The sequence below is a fragment of the Bradyrhizobium sp. genome, from assembly GCF_049581145.1.
Lineage (GTDB): Bacteria > Pseudomonadota > Alphaproteobacteria > Rhizobiales > Xanthobacteraceae > Bradyrhizobium.
Genome location: NZ_JBAURI010000518.1, coordinates 1 through 1,598, shown reverse-complemented (window position 1 = coordinate 1,598; position 1,598 = coordinate 1). Strand labels below are relative to the sequence as shown.

The window sequence follows — 1,598 nt, the reverse complement described above, 5'->3', positions numbered from 1 at the left end:
GCCTCAGGCAGGCCGAGCTCGCGGCCGAGGGCACGCACCTCGTCCTTGAACAATTCGCGCAACGGCTCGACGAGCTTCATCTGCATCCGCTCGGGCAAGCCGCCGACGTTGTGGTGGCTCTTGATCGTCACCGACGGGCCGCCGGAAAACGACACGCTCTCGATCACGTCGGGATAAAGCGTGCCCTGCGCCAGAAACTCGACCGGCCCCCGGCCGTCGCTCGCGATCCGGCGCGCTTCGGCGTCGAACACGTCGATGAACAGCTTGCCGATCGTCTTGCGTTTGGCTTCGGGGTCGTCGACGCCTTCGAGCGCCTGTAGGAATTCATCGGCCGCGTCGACATGGGCGAGCGGAATGTTGAAGTGGCCACGGAACAGGCTCACGACTTCGTCCGCTTCCCCCTGCCGGAGTAGCCCGTGATCGACGAAGACGCAGGTCAGCTGATCGCCGATCGCCTCGTGGATCAGGACCGCCGCGACCGCCGAATCGACCCCGCCCGAGAGGCCGCAGATGACGCGTGATTTTCCGACCTTCGCGCGGATGCGGGCGATCTCCTCATCGCGGAAGGCGGCCATCGTCCAGTCGCCTTTGAGGCCCGTGATCTTATGGAGGAAATTGGCAAGGAGCCGCGCGCCGTCGGGCGTATGGACGACCTCGGGGTGGAACATGGTCGTGTAGTAGCGGCGGGCTTCGTCGGCGACGACCGCGTAGGGCGCGTTCTCCGACACGGCGTAGACACGGAAGCCTTCGGGCAGCCGGGTCACCCGGTCGCCGTGGCTCATCCACACCGGGTAGCGGCCGCCCACTTGCCAGACGCCGTCGAAGAGGGCTGAGGGCGCGAGGATCTCGACCTCGGCCCGGCCGAATTCAGCGGCATGGCCGCTCTCGACCTTGCCGCCGAGCTGCTCGCACAATGTCTGTTGCCCGTAGCAGATGGCGAGGATTGGAACCCCGCTCTTGAAGATCTCCGGCGGCGCGCGCGGACTACCTTCCTCCGGAACCGACGCCGGCCCGCCGGAGAAGATGACCGCCCGCGGCTTGAGCCGCGCGAACGCTTCGCCCGATTTCGAGAACGGGTGGATCTCGCAATAGACGCCGCCCTCGCGGACGCGCCGCGCGATCAACTGCGTGACCTGCGAGCCGAAATCGACGATGAGGACGAGGTCATGGCCCATGCGGCTCATGTGGCGCAAAGCGCGCTGAGTCGCAATGGCGGCGGGTCAGGCTTCTTGCAGCGCCCGGATCAGCTAGGATTTCGTCGGCCGTCACCAGCTTCCCAGCGAGCGACAGTTCGGCGAAGGCCTCGGGAAGGATGCGCGCGGCCATCGTCGCCAGCGTCTCGCGCAGAGACGCCTGGGCGTGGAACGCCCGCGGCGACGCATTGAGGAGCGCGACCGGCTTGCCGGCAAAGGTCTCGCTCGCCACCAGCCAGTCGAGGGCGTTCTTCAGAACGCCGGGAACGCCGTGGGCATATTCCGGGGCGGCGATGATGAGCGCGTCGCTCGCGCCCACAAGCGCCCGCAGCGTCGCGACCGGCTCGGGCTTATGTCCATCCTCGACGTCGTCGTCAGGGTTGAACGGCGGCAGAAGGCCAAGGT

2 protein-coding genes are annotated in these 1,598 nt (G+C 67.1%); both read right to left on the bottom strand.

All coding sequences use genetic code 11. From position 1 onward, the window contains the following. Positions 1–1,175 (bottom strand): glutamine-hydrolyzing GMP synthase (guaA, locus tag WCB02_RS17000; RefSeq protein ID WP_423959726.1); only part of this gene is annotated, 1,175 nt, incomplete at its 3' end. Then, positions 1,165–1,598 (bottom strand): NADPH-dependent FMN reductase (locus WCB02_RS16995; protein WP_423959724.1); only part of this gene is annotated, 434 nt, incomplete at its 5' end. The genes guaA and WCB02_RS16995, both read right to left, overlap by 11 nt.